The organism is Xanthomonas sp. D-36-1, assembly GCF_017746155.1.
GTDB classification, from domain to species: Bacteria; Pseudomonadota; Gammaproteobacteria; order Xanthomonadales; family Xanthomonadaceae; genus Xanthomonas; species Xanthomonas cissicola.
This window is the reverse complement of the sequence record NZ_JAGHWR010000020.1, coordinates 106,617-123,983: the sequence shown is the minus strand read 5'-3', so window position 1 is coordinate 123,983 and position 17,367 is coordinate 106,617. Positions and strand designations below refer to the sequence as shown.

The window sequence follows — 17,367 nt, the reverse complement described above, 5'->3', positions numbered from 1 at the left end:
GCCACGCCTGCCTCATTGCGTGGCGCGCTCGGCCCGCCGCACCGCGCTGGGCACATCGATCTGCACATTGGCCGGCAGTTGCTGGATGCGCAGTTCGCCGTTCTGCCACTCGGCCGATTCGCCGTTGATGGTCGCCTTGCCGGGGGTTCCCTGATACGGCCACGGCAGCACCACGCCGCCCGGCGGCAGGATCAGCCCTGGCTGCAGTTGCAGCACCAGTTGCTTGTCGGTGCGCTGCAAGGTGTAACTCAGGCGCCCGTACGGTGTGCGCAGTTCGGCAATGCCGATTCCCTTGCCTTCGAACCAGCGCGTCGGCGTGCCGGCCGCGATGACCAGGCTGGCATCGGATTCGCGACCGTAGGCGAACATGTCCAGCACCGAGCGTACGAAGTCCGAGGCGACCCAGGCATGCGGCAGGTCGCCGACGAAGAACGGTGTGCGCGGCGTGCGCGAGACCACTTCGGCCCATTGGTTCCACGGTTGTGGCGCGCGGTCCTTGAAGAAGAACGCAGTCGCATCCCAGGCGCGGTCGCGCCAGCCCAGACGCACGAACGCGGCCACGTTGCGCCACTCGTAGGGCGTGTAGTCCTTCCATTCGCGCTTGCCGTCGCGGCGGTCGGAGAATTCCTTCCAATAACGCTCGAAGGTCTTGGTCAGCAGATCCTGCGGCAGGCGTTGCTGCTCGCCGCCTGGCGTCAACGCAATGGTGGTCGAGGTCGCATCGAAGTCGCCCAGTTCCGCCGAACCCGGCAGGAAATCCAGGTTGTGCTGACGCACGGCCGCACCCAACGATGCGACCAGGTCGCCGCTGAATTCATCGCGTGCGGTGCTGAAGCGGGCCACCGCCTCTGGCTTGTCCAGCGCACCGGCCAGCATCGCCGCGTCCTTGTAGCCGCGCAGCGCCCAGAAGTTGTCCCAATACGAATGCACCGGCTTGGCCGAATAGCCTTCGTGACTGATCGACACCGGCATCATTCCGTAGAAGGCCGGGTTACGCATGAAGTTTTCTTCGGTGCGCTCGCTGGCGCGCAGCGTTTCCATGTAGTCGTAGGCGCCGCTGACATGCGGCCACATCTTTTCCAGGAAGGCCTTGTCGCCGGTATAACGGTAGTACTCGGCGATGTTGTAGATCAGCTCACCGTGGCTGTCGTTTTCCGGCACCGGGTCGCTGCCACGGTCGTCCACGCAGCACGGCACCATGCCGTCGGCGAACTGATACGGCGCAAACCAGTCCACATAGTCGCGCACCACATCTTCGCGACCCAGCCGCAACAGCCCTTCGGAAATCATCGCGCCGTCGCGGATCCAGCTGCGCGAGTAAGAGCGCGTACCCGGCTGCAGGCGCGGGCCGATACGCGAGATCAGCATGTGCGCCAGCGCCGTGCGCAAGGTATCGACCACCGGCTTGCCTTCGGCCGGCACGCTGATGCGCACGCGATCGAGCTTGCTGCGCCATTGCTGCGCCACCTGCTGCTGCGCCTTGTCCGCATCGAAGTTGGCCGGCAGCTGCGCGGCGCCGGTTTGCGGAATGACCAGGGCCACTTCACGGCGTTGGCCGGGCTCCAACTTCCAGCGATACAGCAGTACACCCGAGGCCAGGCCGGTTTCGTCCTTGACCTGGGTCACCGTTGGGGACGTGGCCGCGGTGAGATGGCTGACGTCCATGCCGCTGTCGAAGGCGCTCGCAAAGCCGGCATCCGGCCGCTGTGCCGCGAACACCCGCGGCTTGCCGTTGACACTGACCTGGCCGCCATTCACTGCGAGTTGCTCGATGCGGCTGACGCCCCCCAGGGTATTGAGAAACTGCGCCGGCGGGTTGACCTGGAATGGCCGTACTGCCAACGCCAGGGTGAACTCGCGCGCGTCCTTGCCGGTGTTGTGCAGTTGGTAACGCGCGACCAGTTGCGCCTGATCGGGGGTGCCCTGCACAAAGGCGGTGACGCGCAGGTTCATCAGGTCGTGGTGCCAATCGACGCTGGGAATCGGCAGGTAATCGTCCTGCAGGCTTTGCTCGCTGCTGACATCGGACCAGTGCAACACCTTGCCGCCGGTAACCACGAACGGCTCGATGCTGAAACCGCCCTTGCCGACTTCTACCGCACCGTCTTCGCCGATCAGGCCCTGTTCGGTGCCGCCGTCCAGACCGAGAATGGTCCAGTACGGCTGTTCCCCGGAAAAACCGCGCGGATAACTGCCGCGCGGCAGCTGCGCCGCCAGCGACTTGATGAAGTCGTTGGGCGTTGCGGCAAATGCCAGCGGCTGCAACTGCACTTCCTTGATGCCGTAGCGCCAGTTGGGGCCGTCCTTGAGATCGAAACGCAGGTAGCGCGCCTCGGTATCGGGAAGCGCCAGCCAATCGGTGCCGCCCGCGCCGGCGGTGACCGTGCGCAGGTCGCGCCAGCTCCGTCCGTCGCTGGAGGAACGCACCACATATTGCGAAGCTTGCAGACCCGGCACCCACTGCACCACGGCGCCGCCGAATTCGCGCACCTTGCCCAGATCCAGCGTGACCGTCTGCTGTTTGACCGCGCCGCTGAGCCAGAACGTGTCCGGCTTGCCATCGGCCAGGCGCTGTTCCAACGCAGGCGCGGTGTCGGTGATGGCCTTGGCCTGCAGCGGCGAGGTGTCTTCGGGTGGCAGCGGCGTCAGCGCCAGGCGGTCGAAGCACACCGTGCCCTGGCCACCGACCTTGTTGTAGATGGTGAACTCCACGTCCGCACTGGTGCGCAACTGCTTGTCCGCACCCGGACCCCAGGCCTTCTCGATGTTGCGCTTGCGGTAGTTGAACGTGGTCCAGTTCTTCGGGAAGTTGAAGCCCGGCCGGTTGACCCACCACACGTTGTCGCCGCTGGCGTCGATCAGCTTGAGCTGCAGGTCGTTGGAGGGCGACTCGCCACGCACCGCGAACGACATCCGGTAATTGTCCGGATAGGTAATCGGCAAATTGCGGCGGATGCCGACATAGCCGGAGACGCCGTTGAAGTTGTAATCCAGACACAAGGCGTGCCCACCGGAGCTGGTGGCCACCGGGCGCAGCGAACCGCTCACCTGGTTTGACACCACCAGGCGCCAGGCACCGATGTCGTTGAAGCCGTCGAGCAGGCGCTCCTGCGCCTGCGCTGTGCCCGCAGACGTGACGAAAGCGGCCATGGCACACAGTCGCAGGAACACTGGTTTCACCCCTTCACACTCCCCAGCAGAAGCCCTTGGATGTAGTAACGCTGCAGCGCCAGGAACAATAGCAGCACCGGAATCACCGTCACCACCGCACCGGTCATCATCAGCTCCACGTCCATGATGTGCTCGCGCGACAGCGCCGCCAGTGCCACCGGCAAGGTGTATTGCTCCTGGTCGGTCAGCACGATCAATGGCCACATGAAATCGTTCCACGAGCCCATGAACGTGAAGATGGTCAAGGTGACCAGCACCGGCTTGAGCATCGGCAACACGATCTGGAAGAAGATGCGCATCTCGCTGGCACCGTCGATGCGCGCGGCCTCGATCAATTCATCCGGAATGCTGCGCGCGTACTGACGCACCAGGAAGATGCCGAACACCGTGGCCAACGCCGGCACCACCACCCCGCCGATGTTGTTGACCAGGTGCAGCTGCTTCATCAGCAGGAACAGCGGCAGCATCGCCACCTGCGCCGGGATCACCAGCGCCGCCATCAGGATCTTGAAGATGCGCTCGCGCCCGACGAACTGCAGCTTGGCGAACGCATAGCCGGCCATGGTGTTGACCAGCAACGACCCGAGCGTGATCAGCCCGGACACCAGCAAGCTGTTGGCGAAGTTGCGCGCCATGCCGGTGCGCGCGAACAGCTCGTGGTAGTTGGCCGCGGTAAACGCCGAGGGCAGCATCGGTGGCGGAAACCGGCTGGCCTCGCCAGTGGGCATGAACGACACCGACAGCATCCACAGCAGCGGTGCCAGGCTGATCAGCGCCAGCACCAGCAGGCCGCCGTTGATCAGCACGGCATTCCAGCGCGACTCGCCGACATCACGACTCATATCAGGTCCTTCTTGCGGCCAAAGCGCAGCATGACGGTGGTCACCGCCAGGATGATCAGGAACAACAGGAACGCCACCGCCGACGCGCGGCCGAGGTTCCACCACTTGAAGCCTTCTTCGAACATGAAATACAGCACGCTGACGGTGCTTTGCAGCGGGTCGCCGCGGGTCATCACATAGGGTTCGGCGAACAGCTGGAAGTAGCCGGAAATGGTGATCACCCCGACCACCATCAGGACCGGGCCCAGCATCGGCAAGGTGATGTGCAGGAACTGCTTCCAGCGCGACGCGCCGTCGATGCGCGCGGCCTCGTACAGGTCTTGCGGGATCGCCTGCAGCCCGGCCAGTAAGATCACCATGTTGTAGCCGAAGTTCTTCCACACCGCGAACAGCATGATGGTGGGCATCGCCCAGCGCGGGTCGCCCAGCCAGTCGATCGGGGCGATGCCCAGATGGCTCAGCCCGAAGTTGACCAGGCCATATTTGATATGGAACAGGTAACGCCAGATCACCGCCACCGCCACCAGCGTGGTCACCACCGGCGCGAACAAGGCGGTGCGGAACAGCGCCTTGAAGCGCGAGGCCTTGGCGTTGAGCAGCAGGGCCGCGCCCAGCGACACGCCGATCGACATCGGCACGCCCAGCAGCACGAAGTACGTGGTGTTCCACAACGACTTCCAGAACAGCGGCGTCTGCAGCAGGTCGATGTAATTGCCCAGGCCGACGAAGCGCAGATGGCTGCTGTCGGCCAATGCGTACAGGTCGAAGTCGGTCACGCTGAGCACCAGCGCGGCGAACACCGGCACGCCGAAGAACATGCCCAGCACCATGATCGACGGCGCGGCGAAGACCCAGCCGGCAACGGAATTACGCTTGATCATCGTGCGGCTCCCTGGTCCGCTGCGGCGGCTGGCGCAGTGGTGTCTGCAGCCGCTGGCTGCACTGCCGGCCGAGCCGTGTCACCGGCCGGGCCGACATGCCCGCCCTCCTGCTCGAAGATCCAGCGGCGCTTGGCCAAGATTTCGTCCACGCGTTGATCCAGTTCCTGCACGGCGGCTTCGTGCGATTGCCCGCCACGCACCACGCGCTCGGTGACCAGGCGCATTTCCTGCACGATGCGCTCCCACTCCAACACCTTCGGCGTGGCCTTGACACGCTCCAGCTGGTCGCCGAAGGCATGCGCCAGCTCGTCGTTGGCCAGCGAGGGCAGCTTCCAGGTGCTGCGACGCGGCGGCAGGTCGCCGATGATGGCGTGGAAACGTGCCTGTACCGTGGGCTGGGACAGGTATTCGATCAGCTTCCAGCTGGCGTCCTTGTGTTGCGAGGACTTGAAGATCACCAGGCTGGAACCGCCGGCAATCCCGGCACCCAAGCCATTAGGCCCCGGCAACGGCGCGGTGCCCCACTTGCCTTCCATGCCCGGCGGCTGGCGCAGCTTGAATTCGCGCACGTTCCACGGCCCGGACAGATAGAACGCGTAGTAGCCGTTGAAGAACTCGTACCAGACATTGGAGACCTGGGTCTCGGAGACCTTGGGCGCCCAGCCCTGCTGGTACATGTTGTCGTAGAAGCCCAGCGCCTTGCGGAAACCGGCGCCACGGAAATTGCCGTAGTTGTCATGGTCGCGCAGCAGGCGGTCGTCCTGCTGCAGCGCGAACGACAGTTGCTGCTCGAATTCGTTGAGCGGCATCAGGATGGCGTAGCGGTCGGGGCCGACCTTGCGCTTGATTGCGGCCATCACCTGTTCCATCTCGGCCCAGGTCTTGGGCATCTGGTTATAGCCGGCCTCGCGCAGCAAGTCCTTGCGGTAGAACAGCAGGCGCGTGTCCACGTACCACGGCACGCCGTACAGCGTGCCGTCGACCAGATTGGTATCCCACACTCCGGGGAAATAATCGGCGGGCTCGACGATCTTGGAGCGCGCCACGTACGGCTGCATCGGCTCAAGCGTGTCCAGCAGCGCGAATTCCGGCAGCCAGGTGTTGCCGAGCTGGCACACGTCCGGCAGGCCGTCGGCGGCAAAGGCGGTCAGCAGTTTTTCGTGCGCCGCGGTCATCGGGATGTTCTGCACATCCACATGGATGGTGGGGTTCTGCTTTTCGAAATCGGCCACCAGCTCGGCGACCACTTCGGCCTCCTTGCCCATCGCCCAGAAGCGCACCGTGGTCTTGCCCGGATCGGAGCGTTCGCATCCCGTCGCACCTGCACACAGGGCGAGGGCCAACATCAACAGTTTCAAAAGGCGCACGGATTACTCGGGTTTTTGGCGTTGCGAGGGGGCTTGCTGGGCCTGGGCGGCGGCGGCACGCGATTCGGCCATGCCCAGCGCGCGCGCAGCGGCCTTCTGCTCGTCCTTCTGCGGCGCCGGCTGCGGCTCGCCCTCCGGGGTGAGCCAGCCGCCGGTGAAGCCGGCGCGTTCCAGGCCGGCACGGATGTAGGGGTTCTTCTTCATCACGTTCCAGACGAATTCGTCTTGGTAGTTGGCGATCATCGTCAGGATCGGGCCCTGGTCGATGGCGATGTAGTCGCTGGCCACCCAGCCACGGTCCGGCACCATGCGCCCGGTCTTGATCGGGATGTCGTAGTTGAAACTGGGGTTGAACGAATCCAGGAACCCATAGCTCGAATACAGGAAGTCGCCATAGCGCTTGTGCATCTCCTGGGTGGCAGGAATCACCACTTCCGGGGCGAACACGATCGAGGAGATCGCCGCAGTCGGGGCGATGGTGCCGTCGTCGAAATTCTCGCGCAGACCGGCGCCGCGCGAAGAGTAATGGCGGAACTGGCGCTGCTCGCCGCGGTATTCCTGGCTGGTGTTCTGCGGACCATCGCTGGCGGTAAGGCCCCAGACGTTCTCGCCGTAGTCCTTCCACTTCATCGGGTTGTCGATGGCGTAGTCGCGCTGCGCCAGGGTGGCGCGGCGGCTGTTGAGGAAGTAGTCGATGCCGCGTTCGCGCATGTACTGGTCCTGGATATCGCGAAAGTCGATCCAGACATGGCTGTATTGGTGGCCGAACAGCGGGCCGAACGACAGGTATTCCTGGCCCTGGTAGACGCCCCAGTCGTTGTTGTAGGTGCGGGTCCAGCTGGTCCAGGCGTCCGGGTCCACGCCATGCGTCGGCGAGCCCAGCGCGAGGATGTACAGCATCATCGCCTCGTTGTAGCCCATCCAGTCGTGGTTGATGAAGCCGCTCTCGGGGAACCAGCCCATCGAGATCAGCGGCGCACGCTGTTGCAGCCAGCGCCAGTCCACGCGCTTGTAGAGCGTGTCGGCGATCTGGCGGATCTCCTTCTCGCGCGGGTCGTCGCCGTCGTAATACGACTGGGTGAACAACACGCCCATCATCAGCAGTGCGGTGTCCACGCTCGACAGCTCGACCCAGCTGTCGTAGCGGTTGCCCTGCTGCATGTCCAGAAAATGGTAGTAGAAACCTTTGTAGCCGGCGCGGCCGGTCTTCTGCGGGCCCATCGGCGCGTCGCGGAAGAATTTCAGCGTGGTCAGGGTGCGGTCGATCGCCTGATTGCGGCTGACCCACCCGTTTTCGATGCCGATCGGATAGGCAGTGAGCGCAAATCCGACCGACGCAATGCTGGCGAACGGGCGCGACGGAAACCGATCCGGCGACAGGCCGTTGACCTCGTTGGTGGTGTCCCAGAAAAACTGGAACGTGCGGCGTTCGATGTCCGAAAACAGCGGCGGCAGCGGCGGCTTGACCGGTTTGGGCGGCAGCTGCGCCTCAACCAGGATGACTTTGACCGGTGCCTTCTTTTCGGCCACCTTGGGTTCCTCGGCTTGCTTGCACGACGCCACGACCAGCGCGCCCAGCAAGAGTGGAATCGTCAACCATCGCGACGTGTTGCCCCTGTCCATCCGCCCCCCACGTGTGTAATCGATTACATCTGACACGCCAACCTACCCTATCCAGGCGCCGAGTTCGACCGCCCTGGCGTTGCGGCCAGGGCGGTCGAGCACCTCACCAGTTCAGGCCGAAAGCCAGACGGAAGGTGCGCATCGGCGACGCCAGCACACCGGTCGGTGTGCCGTAAGCCGTGTTCAAGTCCTGCAATGTTCCGGTATCGCCGTTGAAGGTGGCGTAATTGACCCAGTTGAACACGTTGAGGATATCCGCACGCACATTGAATTTGACACCACCGCCGGTGTCCCACTCTTTATTGGCGGCAATGCTGAATTCCTTGTAGCCCAGCGTGCCATCCGGCTTGAACTGGATGATCTCGCACTGGTCGTTGCCGGCCAGGCAATTCTGGCCATAGCGCGCGGTCTGGCTGGCCAGGGAGAGCTTGCCGGACAGCTTGATCTCGTACGGCAGCTCGTAGATGCCGGTGACCACCAGGCGGTTCTTCGGGATGCCGCCGGCCTCACGCCAGCCGTAGTCCTGGATGCGTTCGCGGTCCAGCGCATAGTGCTCGCCGAACTGACGGTTCTCCTTCGCATCGGAATAGGTGTAGGCCACGGTCAGGCCCCAGCCGGATTCTTCGTCGAAGGGCTTTTCCACCTGCAAGGCCAGCTGGTTGTTGCGGGTTTCCACGCCATTGGTGCCCAGCACGATGGCGCTATAGCCGTTCGGGCCATCGGTCGGCACGCCGGAGGTGGTGCCCGGCTGGAAGAACGAACCGTCCGGCAGGCGGTTGCCGCGCACGAAAGCGAAACCGTCGTGGCTCTCGATGCGGCTAAGGGTGACATCGGTGAACCAGTCCTGGCCCCACAACGGCACCATATTGCGCATGCCGATGCTGAATTGGTCGGAGTACGGGGTCTTGAGGTTGTTGTCGATCAGGTAGACCTCACGTCCGCCACCACCGGTGCTGTTGGCCGTGAGTGTGTTCAAGCCATCCTGGCTGTTGTACGCCGGATTCCAGGCCGTGCACGGGTCGCCCAGGCAAGTGGGGTTGTTGGCGCTGGTGAAGTAGTAGCTATACGACTTGAAGGAGTTGTTGAGCTGCTCCAGTGCCAGGTAATCGAAGATGTTGCGGTCATAGGCACGGCCGGCGCCGCCATAGATCACGTGGGCCTGATCGCCGAACAGGTCGTAGGACGCACCCAGGCGCGGCTGCCAAGCATTCTTGAACGCCTTGCGGTTGTTGCCGGTGCTGATGAAGTCGTTGATGTTGTAGTTGGCGTTGCGCAGGTTGGGCCAGTTCTGCAGCGCGCTGGCGACATCCGAGGGGGTCACGAAGTCCAGGAATGCCGGGGTTTCTTCGTAGTCGTAGCGCACGCCCAGGTTCACGGTCCAGTGCTCGTTGACTTCCCAGTCGTCCTGCAGGTAGATGCCGTACTGCTTGTTCTTGGACACCACCGAACCGCCACCTTCCACCAGCGGCGCACCGAAGCGCACCCGGTACGGCGTTTCGACGTCGGTGAGGATGTTGTAGTAGTACTGCGGGTTGGCCGGGTTGAACTGGGTCGAATCCAGGTCGATGCTCTTGAACTTCACACCCATCTTGACGGTGTGCGCGCCGTGCCATTCCAGGCTGTTCAGGGTGAGGTCGTCCTGGAAGGTCCAGCCCTTCTGCCCCTTGCGCTGGAAGCTGCTGCCGGCCCCCGCCGCCAGGATGTCGGTCTCGTTGCCGCGCCCCGGCGCGTAGCTGAGGATGTAGCCATTGCCGTTGTTGATCGGCGCCTGGTTCCAGAACGCGCTTTCGTAGCTCAGGTTGGCCTCGTTGAGGAAATTGGCCCCGCTGTACTGCCAGCGCAGGTTGGCGCGCTTTTCTTCCTGCCCGTTGATGCTGCCGTGCTCATAGGTCGAGGTGCGGCCAACGTCGTTGAGCTCGTCTTCCTTGCGGTACTTGCCGGTCAGCTCGAAGAGGTTGTTCTCGCCAATGGTCCAGTCGATCTTGCCGAAATACAGGTCTTCCTTGAACGGCGTGCTGGAGGTCACCACCAGCGGCTGCAGCTGGGCCGGCAGCTGGTCGACGCGGTCGGAATAGATCGAGCCGGGAATCACCACGTTCGGGGTGGTGTATTCCTTGGCCTCATAGGCGATGAAGAAGTGCGCCTTATCCTTGAGGATCGGGCCGCTGAAGGTGGCGCCGTACTGGGTTTCTTCGAAGTCGTCGCGCACGCCGGCCTTTTTCTCCAGCGGGCTTTCCTCGCGCCAGCCGTCGTTGCTGGTGTCCCAGAAGAAGCTGCCGTGGAAGTCGTTGGTGCCGGACTTGGACGAGGCCACGATGGCCGCGCCGCTGACCTGGTCGAACTCGGCCTTGTAGTTGGACGTAATGACCTTGTATTCGCCGATCGCCGACTGCGGGAACGGGTTACCGCGGCTGGAATCCTGGCCGCTCACACCGCCGGTCAGCACGTAGTTCTTCTGGCTCACACCGTCGATGTAGACATTGGTGCCTTCGGCCGAGGTGGCACCGGTGCGCACCTTGGTGGTGCCGTTGGCCTCGCGGGTGAACTGCACGTTGGGCACGGTGTCGGCCAGTTCCAGGAAGTTGCGCGTGGCGCGCGGCAGGTTCTGGATCTGCACGTTGGAAATGTAGGTCGCGTTCTCGGAGGTGCGCGTCTCCACCAGTACCGGTGGCGCCTTCACCTGCACCGCATCCAGCGTGGTGGCGTTACCACCGGCGGCCGTGGCCGGTTCGCCGCCGACGCCCAGATTCAAGGTCGCGGTCTGGCCGACCTGCACGGTGACGTTCTGCGAGCTGGTCTGGCCATTGGCGGTGACATCGATGCGGTACGAACCCGGCGGCAGGCCGCCTACCGAATAGCCGCCATTGCTGACCTGCACGGTGCGGGTCAGGCCGGTGGCCAGATTGGTGGCGGTGACCTGCGCCTGGGCGGCAGGTGCGGCATCGACGGTGACCTGGCCACGGATGGTGGCGGCGGTGCTCTGTGCGAAGGCCGGTGCGGCGCCCAGCAGCAGGCAGCTGGCAAGCGCGCAGCTGAGCAGCTTGCGCGCCGGGCGGGCGGAATGGGGGTGGTGGTGGCGCATGGTCGTCCCTCCAGGGATCGGTACAGATTGTTGTTGTGGCAGTGCAGTGGTGCAGGAACAGCCGCTGCGGGGACAGCGGGAGCGGACAGAACGTCCGCGAAAGGGTCGGCAGCCCAGAAACGCGTGGCCGCAAAGGTCAGTGAGCCGATTCGCCAGCACCGCAGGAGGCGCGGATCACCAGCTCGGGTGTCAGCAATTGCCGGATGCCGTCGTCGCGGTCGGGCGTTTCGACCAGGCGCATCAGCCGGCTCATCGCCTGCTCGCCCAGCCGGGCGATGCTCACCCGCATCGTGGTCAGCGCAGGGTGGACAAAGCGGGCCAGCGGAATGTCGTCGAAACCCGCCAGCGCCACGTCGCCAGGCACCGACACATCGGCCTGGGCGAACGCGTACAGGCAGCCCAGCGCAGTCATGTCGTTGGCGGCGAAGACCGCATCCGGCAACGCGCCGGCCGCCAGCATCGCCATCCCGGCACGGTGGCCGGAGGCTTCGTCGAAGTCGCCCGGGTATTCCACGCCCTGCGCTTGCGCACCGAACGCAGCAAGCGCATCGCGGAAGCCGCGCAGGCGTTCGCGCGCGTCGAAATTCAGCGCCGGGCCACCGATGAAGGCGATTCGGCGGTGCCCGGCACGCAGCAGGTGCTCGGTCATGGCCATGGCACCGGCGTGGTCGTCGATGCCCAGCACCGGATAGTCGGCACCGGGCAGGTGCGCATTGATCAACACCGTCGGCAGCGACTGCGGCAGGTTGTCGGTCAGGAACCCCGGCTGCTCGGCGTAGGGCGAGAGCACCAGCAAGCCATCGACGCGCCCGCGCATCGAGCGCAGCGCCCTGCCCTGGGCTTCCGGGTCGCCGTGATAGCTGGACACCAGCAGGTGCTGGCCCGCCGCACGCGCCGCGCCATCGATGCCGCGAATCAATTCGGAGAAGAATTCGCCATACAAGTCCGGCAGCACCACGCCCAGCGTCTGCGACCGCCGGCTGCTCAGGCTGCGCGCGGCCGCATGCGGGCTGTAGCGCAGCCGCTCGGCCACTTCCAGCACCTGCTGGCGCACCGGTCCGGCGACATTGTCGTGCCCGTTGAGCGCACGCGACACCGTTGCAACGGAGACCTGCGCTTCCCGAGCGACATCTTTGATGGTGACCGCACCCTTGGCCATTCGTGTCGCCCTCCGCGACCGACTTCCCAAAAACTGGCGCGGACTGTAAGCGTTTTCATACAGAGGCGTAAACCCCTATCTTCACACGCGTGAAAGCGCTTACAGATCAACTAGCTGCAAGTGAGGAGCGCGTGAAGCAATGTGCTGCGACGCAACAAATATGTACCCATGCGTCCACAAGCGAAGCACGATGCAGGTCACGCTTAACAACGAATCGACCAGGTCTCACCAGGAGTCGCACGACCGGTAGCCATCATCGGAACCGCCACGGCCTGGCCGGCTGCGCCCTGACCTTAGCTGGCGTGAAGGCGGTTGCCGTTGTGCCCCTGCGTTTCTGACACCGCGCGCGTTCGGGTACGACCGCATCCCTGCCCTGCAACGTTCAGCCCACCTCGCCCGGCGCGAAGGCCTCGATCGACAAGGCATGAATATCGGTCTGCATCATCTCGCCCACCGCGGCATACACCGCGCGGTGCCGTGCCAGTGGCGGCTTGCCGACAAATGCGGCGCTGACCACGCGCACATTGAAGTGCCCGCGCCCGTCGCGCGCACCGGCATGGCCTGCATGCCGCGCGCTATCGTCGACGACGTCCAGCTCGGTGGGCGCCAGTGCCGCCTGCAACGCTGCGCGGATCTGCTCGACCCGGCTCACGGCAAGACCCGGCGGAACGGCCGGACCTCGGTGCGCGTGTACACACCCGCTTCCACATAGGGGGCGGCATCGGCCCAGGCGCGCGCCTCGTCCAGAGCGTCGAACTCGGCAATCACGACGCTGCCGCTGAAACCGGCCGGACCCGGATCTTCGGCGTCGATGGCCGGGCACGGGCCCGCCACCAGCAATCGCCCCGCGGCCGCAAGTTCCTGCAGACGCGCCAGATGCGCCGGCCGCGCCTGCTGCCGTGCCGCCAATGCGTCGGGCCGGTCATACCCCTCGATTACGTACCACACACGCCACCTCGCCCAAGACTGGAAGATCACCGCGCTGATTCTAGCCGCGTCGGCGCTGGACACCGCCCCCGCGCACGCATTACCCTTGGCACCACTGCACACGCAACCGGACGCAGCGGCCCGTCGGCCCAGGCTCAACGCTCTTCCCGACGACCGATTCGCTGCCCACCGCCGGCCCGCGTAGACGACCTCCTCGCTGTTCCGTCGCCGCATGCCACACGGCGCCTGCTTGCATGTGGATTGGCGTATGTAGATTTGTGGGATCGTGCCGGCACAGGCACGACATTGATCGCAATAACTCAAGGCAAAGCCCTGCAGGCGCGGCTCAGACCTCCGCCGGCGACCGTAAGACCGATGTCGACCTGATGAATTCCGAACTCGCGCACGCCGCGACTCCGCCAGCCACGAGCGCGCCGCCACAGCAGCAGGAAATGCCGCTGGCGGTGGTGCATGGGCAACCGGTCCTGCAGATCCCGCAGGATCTGTATATCCCGCCGGATGCCCTGGAAGTCATCCTGGATGCCTTCGAAGGCCCGCTGGACCTGCTGCTGTACCTGATCCGCCGCCAGAATCTGGACATCCTGGACATCCCCGTCGCCGAGATTACCCGGCAATATGTGGACTACATCAATGTCATGCAGGAACTGCGCTTCGAACTGGCAGCCGAATATCTGGTGATGGCGGCGATCCTGGCCGAGATCAAATCGCGCATGCTGTTGCCGCGCCCTCCCAGCCAGGATGGCGAAGAAGAAGATCCGCGCGCCGAATTGGTCCGCCGTCTGCAGGAATACGAACGCTTCAAGCAGGCCGCCGAGGATTTGGACACCCTGCCCCGCATGGGCCGCGACAGCGCGCCGGTGCATGCGCATCTGCCCGAGCGCGCAGCGGTCAAGCTGCCGCCGCCGGTGGAATTGAAAGAAATGCTGATGGCGCTGTACGACGTGCTCAAACGCGCCGAGCTGTTTACCGGCCATGCGATCAAGCGCGAGGCGCTGAGTGTGCGCCAGCGCATGGGCGATGTGCTGAGCCGCCTGGACGATGGCAAGTTCTACCGTTTCGAATCGTTGTTCACTGCCGAAGAAGGCAAGCTCGGCGTACTGGTCACCTTCCTGGCGCTGCTCGAACTGGCCAAGGAGCAGTTGCTGGACATCGTGCAGGAAGCGCCGCTGGCGCCGATCTACGTGAAGTCGCTGGCGTTGGGCAATACCAATGCGCCGTTGCAATTCTCCAGCGAATTCGACGACAGCGATGCCGCCAACGAACCTATCTGAAGCCGATCATCGAATGGATCAAGCGCTGATCACCCGCATTATCGAAGCCGCCCTGCTGGCGAGCAGCCAGCCGCTGACGCTGGCGCAGCTGCAGGGACTGTTTCCGGAAGAAGAGCCGGCGCCGCCCGGCAGCGTGGAGCGCGCACTGGAACTGCTGCGCGAGGCCTGTGCCGACCGTGGCGTGGAACTGGTCGAGGTGGCCTCCGGCTTCCGCTTCCAGGTCAAGGCCGATGTGCATGGCTGGGTTGCCCGGCTATGGACCGAGCGCCGCACCAAGTACACCCGCGCCACGCTGGAGACACTGGCGCTGATCGCCTACCGCCAGCCGATCACCCGCGGCGAGATCGAGCAGGTGCGCGGCGTGGCAGTGAGCAGCAACATCATCCAGGCGCTGGAAGAGCGCGAATGGATCCGCGTGGTGGGCCACCGCGACGTGCCCGGCAAGCCGGCCCTGTTCGGCACCACCAAGGGCTTTCTGGATTACTTCGGGCTCAAGCGATTGGACGAGCTGCCGCCATTGTCTGAGTTGAAGGACATCGCCGAGCTGGAACCGCAGCTGCCGCTGGACCGCGACGGGCAACTGGATGGCGCAGTGCCGGCCTCGGCAGCGATGGACGCGGCGCAGGATCGGGCGGATGCCGGTGACGCTGAAGGCGGCGATTCGGATGCAGCGGCTGACGCTGCGGGTACTGCGGACGCGGATGCAGAAGCCAACGCTGGCGCCGAGGCCGACGACATCGGCGGCACCGGCGGTTGGCAAGATGCCCCGGATGCGGACGAGGCCGACGCCTCGGCGACTCCGTCCCGCAACACCGATGCAGCGAGCGACCACCAGACCAGCGCCGAACGCGATCCTGAAAGTGAAACCGACAACGATGCCGATGCCGACCAGGATGCGCAGGAACCGGTCGGCGATGCCGGGTTCGACCAGCAAGCCCCCGATCTCGACCAAGCAACCGATACGCACGCGACCGACGCAGTAAACGACCAGACACCGCAACACCCCGAGCATGGCTCGGTGCACGAGAAGAACACGCAGGACCCAGACGACGCCCGTGAGGGCGACCCCGACACCGCGCCGGGAACGCGCGCGGATGCAGTGAACGAAGACGAAGACAACGCCGTCGCGACGACGACCGTGGCTGTTGACGAAGCCGATTCCGCCCCAGAGGCCGACCCGCAACGCGGCGGCCGGAGCCAGACACATGAGTGACACCCCCCGCAAGCTGTCGTTGAACAAGCTTTCCCTCAAGCGCGACAGCGCGCACGAAGCGCCCAAGCTGGAAGAGCGCCTGCACAAGGTGCTGGCCCAGGCCGGCCTGGGTTCGCGCCGCGCGCTGGAACAGCGCATCGCCGACGGCCTGATCAAGGTCAATGGCGCCGTTGCGCAGACCGGCATGTCGGTGCGCAGCGGCGACAAGATCGAGTTGGACGGCCGCAGCTTCGTGGCCAGCGCGCTGACCGAACCCTCGCGCGTGCTGATCTACAACAAGCCCGAAGGCGAAGTGACCACGCGCGAAGATCCCGAAGGCCGCCCGACCGTATTCGAGTCGCTGCCGGCCTTGAAGGGTTCGCGCTGGATCGCCATTGGCCGCCTGGACATCAACACCACCGGCCTGCTGCTGCTCACCACCGACGGCGAGCTGGCCAACGCGATGATGCATCCCTCCTACGAGGTCGAGCGCGAATATGTGGTGCGCGTGCGCGCACCGGAAGGCGAAGAAAAAGTCTCCGATGCCATCATCGAGCGCCTGTCGCGCGGTGTGCTGCTGGAAGACGGCGGCGCCAAGTTCGACGAAATCGAACGCATCGGCGGCACCGATTCGCACGACTGGTTTCGTGTGGTCGTCAAGGAAGGCCGCAACCGCGAAGTGCGCCGTCTGTGGGAATCGCAGGGTTGCCAGGTCAGCCGCCTCAAGCGCAGCCGCTACGGCAAGATTTCGCTGCCGCGCGAACTGCTGCGTGGGCACTCGGTGGAAGTGGCGCAGGACAAGGTCGACGCCTTGCGCGCCGAACTGAAACTGGAAGAAGGCGCGCCGTCGGCACTGACGCTGCAGCCGGTGATCGGCCAACGCCGCGCCGCCAAGTCCACCGTGCACGTCTCGCGCGATGGCCGCAGCAATGCCTACGTCAACGGCCAGACCTCCGGTGCCGATGAAGGTCGCGAGCTGCGCCGTTTCGACAATCTGCGCGAAGATCGCGGCCGCGGCGGTCGCGGCAAGCCGGGCGGCTTCAAGGGTGGCCTGACGGTCAGCGGCGAAGCGGCCGCGCGGCAATCGCAGCAGCGCCCGTTCAAGCAGCGCGGCCCGGCCAAGGGCGACCGCGGCGCGTTGCCGGACGGCAATCCGGCCGCGTTCCGCAGCTGGTATGTGCCCGATGGGGTGAGCACCGGCCCGAGCGGTCACCGCAATGCCGGCCCAAGCGGCCCGGGCACCGGTCAGGCACGCCCGTATGCGAAGAAAGGACCAGGCGGCGCGCGTCCGGGTGCTGGCGGTCCAGGTGGCGCCCGCTCGGGTGGTCCGGGACGCGGCGCTGGCGGCGGACAGGGGCAATCGCAAGGTCAAGGCCAGGGGCAGCGCAAGCACCCGTATGGCCACCCGGGCAACGCACCGAGCTTCCCTTCCGATCACGCCAACCCGGGTTTCAATCCGTACGGTGCGGCACGCCCTGCTGGCCGCCCGAGCGGTGGGCGGCCGGGACCGGGTGGCAATCGTGGCCCGGCATCCGCCAACCGCGGTCCTGGCGGTCCAGGTGGCGCACCGCGTGGCCCGGGCGGCCGTCCGCCGGGCGGCGGCAATCGTCGCCCTCCCGGCGGCGGCAATCGCGGTCGTTGAGCGTCAACTGATCCGCACGATAAAAAACGGCCCTGCAAGGGGCCGTTTTTTATGGCGGACGGCATCGGCCATCTACTTAAGACCGGGAAGTTGCGGCGCATCCGCGCATGCGGTCGTTTAGCGAAGGCACTCCCGGCGTCATCGCGATGCAAGGACCGCACGCACCGATTGGGTGAGCGCACCCCGGAT

At 65.1% G+C, this 17,367-nt stretch carries 12 protein-coding genes; 3 read left to right on the top strand and 9 right to left on the bottom strand.

Features of this window, described 5'->3' with window-relative positions; all coding sequences use genetic code 11:
* Positions 1-12: 12 nt before the first annotated feature.
* The 9 genes from J7367_RS06635 to J7367_RS06595 form a co-directional block, all read right to left on the bottom strand.
* The gene (locus J7367_RS06635; protein ID WP_057661561.1) at positions 13-3,150 is read right to left on the bottom strand and encodes a discoidin domain-containing protein; all 3,138 of its coding nucleotides are present in this window, start codon (positions 3,148-3,150) and stop codon (positions 13-15) included.
* 26 nt (positions 3,151-3,176) lie between these two features.
* Positions 3,177-4,013, bottom strand: coding sequence for a carbohydrate ABC transporter permease (locus J7367_RS06630; RefSeq protein WP_057661559.1), 837 nt, complete (start codon positions 4,011-4,013; stop codon positions 3,177-3,179).
* Complete coding sequence (locus tag J7367_RS06625; RefSeq protein ID WP_057661557.1) at positions 4,010-4,894, bottom strand: sugar ABC transporter permease; 885 nt, start codon at positions 4,892-4,894, stop codon at positions 4,010-4,012. The genes J7367_RS06630 and J7367_RS06625 overlap by 4 nt, the downstream gene beginning before the upstream one ends.
* On the bottom strand, positions 4,891-6,261 hold the full coding sequence (locus J7367_RS06620) for a sugar ABC transporter substrate-binding protein (protein WP_057661555.1): 1,371 nt from the start codon (positions 6,259-6,261) through the stop codon (positions 4,891-4,893). The genes J7367_RS06625 and J7367_RS06620 overlap by 4 nt, the downstream gene beginning before the upstream one ends.
* 3 nt (positions 6,262-6,264) lie before the next feature.
* Entirely contained in the window at positions 6,265-7,884 is a 1,620-nt protein-coding gene (locus tag J7367_RS06615; protein WP_057661553.1) for a glucoamylase family protein, read from the bottom strand.
* A 103-nt stretch (positions 7,885-7,987) separates the two neighbouring features.
* Positions 7,988-10,966, bottom strand: a complete 2,979-nt coding sequence (locus tag J7367_RS06610; RefSeq protein WP_057661551.1) for a TonB-dependent receptor — start codon at positions 10,964-10,966, stop codon at positions 7,988-7,990.
* A gap of 136 nt (positions 10,967-11,102) precedes the next feature.
* Positions 11,103-12,125, bottom strand: coding sequence for a LacI family DNA-binding transcriptional regulator (locus J7367_RS06605; RefSeq protein WP_057661548.1), 1,023 nt, complete (start codon positions 12,123-12,125; stop codon positions 11,103-11,105).
* 382 nt (positions 12,126-12,507) lie between these two features.
* Entirely contained in the window at positions 12,508-12,777 is a 270-nt protein-coding gene (locus J7367_RS06600; protein ID WP_008571805.1) for a BolA family protein, read from the bottom strand.
* Positions 12,774-13,073 carry a YciI family protein gene (locus J7367_RS06595; protein WP_057661546.1) on the bottom strand — a complete coding sequence of 100 codons (300 nt, stop codon included), beginning with the start codon at positions 13,071-13,073 and terminating at the stop codon, positions 12,774-12,776. The genes J7367_RS06600 and J7367_RS06595 overlap by 4 nt, the downstream gene beginning before the upstream one ends.
* A 365-nt stretch (positions 13,074-13,438) precedes the next feature.
* Here J7367_RS06595 and J7367_RS06590 point away from each other — a divergent pair, with 365 nt between their 5' ends.
* Genes J7367_RS06590 through J7367_RS06580 form a run of 3 tightly spaced genes read left to right on the top strand, consistent with a single transcriptional unit; the run spans position 13,439 to position 17,178 of the window.
* Positions 13,439-14,344, top strand: coding sequence for a ScpA family protein (locus J7367_RS06590; RefSeq protein WP_057661544.1), 906 nt, complete (start codon positions 13,439-13,441; stop codon positions 14,342-14,344).
* Between the two features lie 13 nt (positions 14,345-14,357).
* Positions 14,358-15,557, top strand: a complete 1,200-nt coding sequence (gene scpB / locus J7367_RS06585) for an SMC-Scp complex subunit ScpB (RefSeq protein ID WP_057661541.1) — start codon at positions 14,358-14,360, stop codon at positions 15,555-15,557.
* Positions 15,550-17,178, top strand: a complete 1,629-nt coding sequence (locus J7367_RS06580) for a pseudouridine synthase (protein WP_057661539.1) — start codon at positions 15,550-15,552, stop codon at positions 17,176-17,178. The genes scpB and J7367_RS06580 overlap by 8 nt, the downstream gene beginning before the upstream one ends.
* The last annotated feature ends 189 nt before the right edge of the window (positions 17,179-17,367 follow it).